At 61.6% G+C, this 7,158-nt stretch carries 9 protein-coding genes and 3 pseudogenes; 6 read left to right on the forward strand and 6 right to left on the reverse strand.

The window, feature by feature from the left end; all coding sequences use genetic code 11:
- Positions 1-5 precede the first annotated feature (5 nt).
- Positions 6-533, reverse strand: coding sequence for an NUDIX hydrolase (locus tag GGQ64_RS25725; RefSeq protein WP_183808177.1), 528 nt, complete (start codon positions 531-533; stop codon positions 6-8).
- Between the two features lie 542 nt (positions 534-1,075).
- Between GGQ64_RS25725 and GGQ64_RS25730 the strand changes: the two genes are divergently transcribed.
- From GGQ64_RS25730 to GGQ64_RS28135, 6 genes are all read left to right on the forward strand, one after another.
- Positions 1,076-1,318 carry a type II toxin-antitoxin system Phd/YefM family antitoxin gene (locus tag GGQ64_RS25730; RefSeq protein WP_183808158.1) on the forward strand — a complete coding sequence of 81 codons (243 nt, stop codon included), beginning with the start codon at positions 1,076-1,078 and terminating at the stop codon, positions 1,316-1,318.
- Entirely contained in the window at positions 1,318-1,737 is a 420-nt protein-coding gene (locus tag GGQ64_RS25735; RefSeq protein WP_183808159.1) for a type II toxin-antitoxin system VapC family toxin, read from the forward strand. The genes GGQ64_RS25730 and GGQ64_RS25735 overlap by 1 nt, the downstream gene beginning before the upstream one ends.
- Entirely contained in the window at positions 1,727-2,893 is a 1,167-nt protein-coding gene (locus GGQ64_RS25740; protein ID WP_183808160.1) for a site-specific integrase, read from the forward strand. Before GGQ64_RS25735 ends, GGQ64_RS25740 begins: the two co-directional genes overlap by 11 nt.
- A 94-nt stretch (positions 2,894-2,987) precedes the next feature.
- Complete coding sequence (locus GGQ64_RS25745) at positions 2,988-3,197, forward strand: hypothetical protein (RefSeq protein ID WP_183808161.1); 210 nt, start codon at positions 2,988-2,990, stop codon at positions 3,195-3,197.
- A 319-nt stretch (positions 3,198-3,516) separates the two neighbouring features.
- Positions 3,517-3,699: a hypothetical protein gene (locus GGQ64_RS25750; protein ID WP_246422936.1), complete on the forward strand. Its 183-nt coding sequence runs from the start codon at positions 3,517-3,519 to the stop codon at positions 3,697-3,699.
- Between the two features lie 107 nt (positions 3,700-3,806).
- Positions 3,807-3,938 (forward strand): hypothetical protein, encoded by a 132-nt coding sequence (locus GGQ64_RS28135; protein WP_281380609.1) that lies wholly within the window; start codon positions 3,807-3,809, stop codon positions 3,936-3,938.
- A gap of 55 nt (positions 3,939-3,993) precedes the next feature.
- Here the strand turns inward: GGQ64_RS28135 and GGQ64_RS25755 are convergent.
- From GGQ64_RS25755 to GGQ64_RS25775, 5 genes and pseudogenes are all read right to left on the reverse strand, one after another.
- Positions 3,994-4,266: pseudogene (locus GGQ64_RS25755) on the reverse strand (3'-5' exonuclease); the annotation flags it as partial.
- Positions 4,267-4,871: 605 nt separating this feature from the next.
- Positions 4,872-5,933, reverse strand: a pseudogene (locus tag GGQ64_RS25760) (site-specific integrase).
- Positions 5,930-6,268, reverse strand: a complete 339-nt coding sequence (locus tag GGQ64_RS25765; protein WP_183808164.1) for a hypothetical protein — start codon at positions 6,266-6,268, stop codon at positions 5,930-5,932. Before GGQ64_RS25765 ends, GGQ64_RS25760 begins: the two are co-directional and overlap by 4 nt.
- A gap of 8 nt (positions 6,269-6,276) precedes the next feature.
- Positions 6,277-6,654 carry a type II toxin-antitoxin system VapC family toxin gene (locus GGQ64_RS25770; protein WP_183808165.1) on the reverse strand — a complete coding sequence of 126 codons (378 nt, stop codon included), beginning with the start codon at positions 6,652-6,654 and terminating at the stop codon, positions 6,277-6,279.
- A pseudogene (locus tag GGQ64_RS25775) lies at positions 6,651-6,940 on the reverse strand (type II toxin-antitoxin system Phd/YefM family antitoxin). The gene GGQ64_RS25770 and the pseudogene GGQ64_RS25775 overlap by 4 nt, the downstream one beginning before the upstream one ends.
- Positions 6,941-7,158: the final 218 nt, after the last annotated feature.

Here is a 7,158-nt window from a genome sequence, read left to right on the forward strand (position 1 = left end):
GGGTGTCAGCCGCGGGCTTTGCTCGCATTCGGCTTGAAGTTGATCAGCAGGGATTTCAGCTCGATTTCGCGAACGCGCCTGGCCGCCTCGCTCGGGCTCACCCAGTCGAAGACGCGTTGTCCTCGCTCTTTGAAATCGGTCCTGATCTCCGTCACTTCAATCTGAAACAGATCCACGATGCAGAAAGCGACATTGCCGTCAGCAAGTTCTTTCAAGTGGGTATAACGACCCACCGGCTTCTTTTTCTCCCTACCCTGCACGCCGGCTTCTTCCCATGCTTCGATGGCTGCCGCTTCGTAGGGCTTCTTGCCCTTCATCGGCCATCCCTTGGGAATGATCCATCGCCGACTTTCGCGGGAGGTGATCACCAGGACCTCAATCTCAGAACCACCCTCCTTGTAGCGGAAGCATAGAGCGCCGTACTGCTGGCAAAACGCTTTCCCGAACAGCTTGTCGGGGGTTTGAGCAAGCTGTTGGAGCAGCGTCTGTGATTTGCTTGCCTTGGGCTGACGGTCTCGTTTCGGTGACTTCATCGCGATTGAGGTTGTCAAATTTCACTTTCTATCTCAATTGCCCGCGTTGTTTTATGACACTTTTATGACAGTCATCCACACGGGAGGGTGTGCTGAGTACTGGCGCCTCGATACCGAGGAACAGCCGGCCAAGCTTTTCGGGGAGTTTGCCTCTCGCCAGCTCCGGCGCGGCGGCGCCTGAGTCAATCTCACCAAGGCATCCGGGCTTTGAAGTGGCCCCTCCCCGCTCCGTGTGAAAGGGTAAGGTCAAAATCGAGGGCCGAAATTTCAGCTTACGGCTTCAATTGAAATCGGGAAGTAAAAGCCACAGCCAGCGCGAAAAGCCGGGGCAATCTGGCGAGATCGTAAGGCATTACAATCATGGTAAATGATTTCTTTCAGTTCCTCACTGGATACGGACGGTAGTTTGATTATCTACCATCGACAAGGACCACGTATCGATAGTGATCGAATCTGGTGGTTGACCAGGTTCAGGAACGCTCCTAACTTTAACCGGAAAGCGCGTTCTGCCATCGCGCTACTGATCGACGAGCGAGGACTGCATGAGCACCACGGTAAAGATTTCAGAAGCCAAGGCGCATCTGTCGGAGCTGTTGGCCCGGGTCGAGGCCGGCGAGGAGGTGATCATCGCCCGCGGCAACGCCCCGATCGCCCGCCTGACAGCGATCGACGAACGCCGCCAGCGTCTCGCCGCCATAGAGGCCGTTCGGGCCATCCGCGCGCGCGCGAAACCTGTCACCCAGGAAGAGATCCGCGAGTGGCGTGAAGAGGGACGCCGGTACTGATGTCGTTTGTTGTCGATGCATCGATTGCCGGCGCCTGGCTGCTGCCGGATGAGGAAAACGAGTTCGCCGCGCAGGTGATGAGCAGAATGGCCGACGAAGACGCGCTGGCGCCCGATCTGCTGCAGCACGAGATGCGAAGCATCCTGCTGTCCGCCGAGCGACGGGGGCGGATCGATGGCGATCTCGTCTACACAGCCCTTTCCCGGTTTCGCGGACTGCCCCTTCGACTGGTCTCCCGCAGTGACGACGTGGAGGTCGTTCGGGTCGCCCGCCGGTATCAGCTGAGCGCCTATGATGCCGCCTATCTGGCGCTGGCGCTACTCGAGAACGCGCCGCTTGCAACGCTCGACCGGAAGCTCGCCACTGCAGCCCGCGGCGAAAGTGTTCCCATCCTGGGGCCGCTCTCACATGATCAATGACCCCGCAGGTCCAGATCCGCTGATCCTCAAACGCGCCGAAGAACTGGATGCACTCGATGCGATCCTGCCGTACGACCGCCGCGACCAGCTCGCTGCAATCCTGACTGATGATGACGTCGCCACCCTGAAGCACCTGGCCAAGGAAGGCATGGGGGCGAACACGTTGCGCGCGCTCGCCTCCGACCTCGCCTATCTCGAGGCCTGGTGTGCATTGGCCACCGGCACTCCCCTCCCCTGGCCCGCCCCCGAGGCGCTGCTGCTGAAATTCGTCGCCCACCATCTCTGGGATTCCGGCCGTCGCGAAGACGATCCATCGCACGGGATGCCGGCGGAGGTCGAGATGGGTTTGCGAAGCCAGGGACTGCTGCGCGTCGCCGGGCCGCATGCGCCGGCAACGGTGCGGCGACGACTGACCTCCTGGTCGATCCTGACGCGCTGGCGCGGGCTCTCCGGCGCCTTCTCAGCCCCGTCGCTGAAGAGCGCGCTGCGGTTGGCCGTCCGCGCCACCGGGCGGCCGCGGCAACGCAAGAGCACGAGCGCGGTCACCGCCGATGTTCTCGCCAAACTACTCTCCACCTGTGCCGGCGATCGGCTTGTCGACATCCGCGACCGCGCCATTTTTCTGACCGCCTTCGCCTCCGGCGGCCGCCGGCGTTCCGAAATCGCCAACCTGCGCGTCGAGGATCTGATCGAGGAGGAGGCGGTCCGCGCGGAGCCAGACGATCCAGCTTGCCCTCCCCTGCCCTGCCTCGCCATCCGCCTTGGTCGCACCAAGACGACAGGCCCCGAAGATGACGCCCGGTCGCTGATGATCGGCCGGCCGGTCGAGGCACTCAAACGCTGGCTGGCCGAGGCCCGGATCGAAACCGGCCCGGTGTTCCGCCGCATCGACCAATGGGGCAACGTCGATCACCGTCCACTGACGCCGCAATCGATCAACCTGATCCTGAAATCACGCTGCGCCAAAGCGGGGCTTGATCCGCAAAAATTCTCCGCCCACGGCCTGCGCTCCGGCTATCTGACCGAGGCCGCCAATCGCGGCGTGCCGCTTCCGGAGGCGATGCAGCAATCGCAGCATAGATCGCTGACCCAGGCGGCCGCCTACTACAACAACCCGGACCGCAGGCGCGGCAGAGCGGCGCGATTGATCATCTGACAAACGGCTGGCAGCGCAAACGCCATACCTGAGCGCGCCAGCTTCACTCTGTCAGCAGCATCTGAAGACGTTCTGAAAATGCGAGGAAACAAACATGGAAACAACGACCATCGGCTCGCGGGCCGACTTTGCCCAATGGGCGATCGAACGCGCCGGCGCCATCATTGCCGAACAGGGCGGCAATCTGGCAGGCGCGGCGCGCGACGGCGGTAATGACAAGGTCGCTGACGCTGCAAATGCCCTCGGGCAGGCCATCGTCGAGGCGATGCTGGAGGTCTTCGACGGACTGATGGCTGAGGACTGAACTCCACCGACCGATAACGCCCTGGCGCGCGCAAGCAGCGCCAAGGGAACGCAACAAGGTCTTGACTAGTCGCCCTACGAATGAGAACATAAAGGGAACATATCGGAGTTCTCGTTATGGCCAATACCGACAAAGTCATCGCGAATGCCCTCGCCGCGGTCGCAGCCTCAAAGGCGCTACGTGAGCGCCTCCTTGCCCGTCGTGCCGAGGCGCAGAAGCTCCTGGAAGCGCCGCGTCCCGTCTACGTTTTGCGTAAGGCTGACGCTCAACTCCGCTTGCCCCTCCAATGAACGCCGCTACTTCTGAAGAGCCGCCTCCAATGGACGAGGCGGCCGCGATCCTCGAAATGCATGAGGGCAACGCGCTGGAAGCGATCCGAACGCTGCTGGCCGAACGGGATGCGGTGGAAGAGAAGCTTCAGATCGCGGCGATCGCCATGGGACACGGCTTCACCCGTGGCTGGCGAAACCGCCTGCCCGGCAAGTTCATTGGCGAGGGGTGAACGTGAATCGTTGTCGGTTTCGGATGTGCCGACGGACTGCTCTCCCGCAAACCAACTCGACTCACCGCTTGTTCGATGCTTCGATGGACCGTAGCGAGGAGGATGGGATGGCATACGAGTGGAGTGAGCAACGCGCCAAGCGCGATCGGCTTTGGAAGGTCACCACCATGTTGGTGGCGACGCTTCTGACGGCAGGAATTCCGACGATGATCGTGCTCGCCGCGATGGCATATCGATGATTCGGGGTTAACGACGAGCCGTCGCGCCGAATTCGCCACGCAGAGACAGCCCAACTCACGCTTTGAACCGTTCGACCGCCGTCAGGCGGCGCATCAATGGCGTCGCCTTAGAGCGATAGATCTCGCTGCGAAGCCAGTTCAATTCCTCCTCGAGCATCGGTTCGGCCACTTCTGTCCACCAGGCTTTCGGGCGGCCATCGCTACCGTCCGACCGCCGATATCCCCTTCCCTTCAGCTGATCCTTGGAATCAAAGGGGCTGTTCTCGGCGAAGACGCGGACACGCGATTGCTGACTGGCCGCGTAGAGCTCGCCAAAGGGCGACTTCGCTTGCCCCCTGCCCTTCCGATCGCCCCCTCTTGCTTGCAAAAGATTTTCAGCCACTGCTTAAGAGCACACCCTCCCCGGCTTGTAGGGGCAGTGCCTTGAAATGTCAGAGGGACGATATCTTTGTCGGAGATCTTCTAGTGTTTCAGATTCCTTTCACAACTTGCTTCTCACAACTTCAAGCGCTCTCGAGACCTAAACCAAGCTGCCGAGCTCAGCCTAAGCGAACATCGAGAAGCTGCTTTCAAAAAAATGTGTCTTTTCAAGTTATTAGAATGGTGGTCAGCTGACCACTGTGCAATCCGGTGTCAAGTAATGCCTGGGGACAGCGTGCATCGTTGTGGGCGTGAGATCCGCCATGACCGTGACTTGTATGTATCGGCGCTGACGCTGCCGTCCGTCCTTGGCTTCGAGTTGAGGCAGCGATGTGTCCAAGGCGCGGCCGGCTGCCGCAATATTTCTGCGAACACAGTTTTATGCGTGGCCAATTCGGCATCGAGTGCGGGCTCGTCTACGGGCGGTTCCTGACCGTGGCCTCGGCCGGGAGACAAGGAACTAGGAACTGGTCCGCCTGCGCGTCCTGCCTTCGCAGAAGGCTGCGGTCGAGGCTACCATTGCCGGCAAAAAGGACAGAGTGTCACTGGATGACAAAACGGCTGTAGCCGCCTCTTGCGGGTTCCATCACGGCCGAACGAGAAGCCCTTCATCGCTGGAGTCCGCGACTTGTACCGCGATCGGTGCATGACCTCTGGCATTGGCACGCCGCGATTGGCGGCCCCGGTCAGATAGCTTGGGCGCAGTCCGTGGCCGGAGAATTCTTGCGGAACAAGCCCGGCCTTGGCACAGCGGGATTGATCGATTGCGCTGTCAGCGCCCGGCATCGACATCGGCCCACTGGTCGATGCAGCGGAACACTGGGCCGCTATCAATCCGGGCCTCCTGCAGCCAACGCTTCAGGGCTTCCACGGCTGGCCGATCATCGGCGACACCGCGTCGTCGCCTGGCCCGGTTGTCTTGGTGCGGCCGAGGCGGATGGCGAGGCAGGGCAGGGCAGGGAAGCCGGATCGTCGGGCATGGCGCGGACCGGCTTCTCCCCGATGCGCAGGTTGGCGATCTCCGAGCGCCGGCGGCGGCCGGAGGCAAAGGCGGTCAGGAGAATGGCGCGGTCGCGGATGTCGACAAAGCGATCGCCGGTACAGTGGACAGCAATTGGGCGAGAACATCAGAGGTGACAGAGCTCTTGCCCTGCCGCGGGCGCCCGGTGGCACGGACGGCCAGCCGCAGCGCAGTCTTCAGCGACGGGGCGGAGAAGGCACGGCAAGCCCGCGCCAGCGCGTCACGATCGACCACGAGGTCAGTCGTCGCACGGTTGCCGGCGCATGCCGCCCGTCGACGCGCAGCAGTCCTTGGTCTGTCAAGCCGGCGTCAACCACCGCCGGCATCCTGTGCGCCGGATCGTCGTCACGTCGAGCCGGATCCGAGAGGTGGCGGGCGACGAATTTTAGCAGCAGCGCTTCGGGGGCGGGCCAGGGGAGGGGAGCGCCGGCAGTCAGTGCACACCAGGCCTCCAGGTTGGCAAGTTGGTCGCGCCGGTTGAATGGCAGGGTGGCATCGAGCGCGTCCAGTTCTTCGGCGCGTTTGAAGACGGATGTAGAGGAGGCCTCGTTCATACCGGCAGGCCGTAGGCGTCGTAGAGATCCTCGTGTGTCGACGTCTTATCTTGGTTCCAGCCCGTCTTACCATCAGCGGCGTGAGCCCAGACCTCGTCGATCGAACGAAAACGACCGACTTGGGTCCGTTTGCCGCTGTGGGCGGCCCCCGCTATGTCTGCAGCGGCTTCTTCTGCTGTCCCGTTTGGAGGGAGCCCATCCTCCCGTAAGAAAATGGCGAGCTGCGCTACGGGTCGTTCGCCCCGGCACACAAACACTTCGTCTGCCCGGAACACCAGATCGACCAGCTCTTCCAACCGCTCTGCCGCTTCTCTTACATCAACGAAGATCTTCATCGGCTTGCCTACCAGATGCGTTCATTCAGCACCGCGTCGAAAGCGCCGTCCAAGGAAACAAACGCGCAATGTTCCAGCCGTGTCTGGGCAGCAAGAAGGCGGTCCCATGGGTCGCGGTGGTCCCAGTCGAAGCTTGCTGCCAGTTCGGCATGCAGATCCGTGATGGCAAGCATCTGCAAGCCGCTGGCCCTAACGGCGGCCCGCAGCTCCTGTGGCTTCAGATCAAGCTTTCTCGCCCGTATCTTGTTGTCGAGCTCGTAGAAGGAGACGGCGCTGACGAGAATCGTATTGGCCTTGTCCTCGATCATCGATCGTGCCGTCCTGGAGAGGCGATCGCTGCCGATCGTCCACCAATAGACGGCGTGGCTGTCGAGCAGGACCTTCATGTCGGCTGGCTGCCGCCCTCGGGCTTGCCGCGGAATATGTCGACGCCGTCATTCCAGTCGCCGGCATCGATGGCGGCCTGCTCCGCGTCGATATCGTCGAGCAAATCCTCTGGCAGGTTACGCTGGCGCAGCAGGCCAAACGGACGTTTGTCTCCATCTGCCGGGCAATGCGCGCATAGACTGCGTTGCCGCGCATGATCATGATTTCCTCGCCGTGGCTGGCGCGCTCGAGCACCTCAGCAAAACGCTTGCGGGCCTCACTGATCTTGTAGCTGGTTTGCGGCACACCAACGACGACGACAACCGGTAATGAAAGCTACTGGATAACTACCTTTCGTAAGGCAATCTGTTAACCATGATATCAATGCGTTGCGATCTCGCAATGTTGCCCAGTCCAGCGCTTTTGGAGGTAAGTGGGGCAGATTCGGTGGCAGTGCCGACGCAGGAGGCAATGCTGCCAGATGTGACGTGTATCGCAGCGCTCTCTTTGGCGCGATCTGTCGT

The sequence above is a fragment of the Mycoplana azooxidifex genome, from assembly GCF_014196765.1.
GTDB lineage: Bacteria > Pseudomonadota > Alphaproteobacteria > Rhizobiales > Rhizobiaceae > Mycoplana > Mycoplana azooxidifex.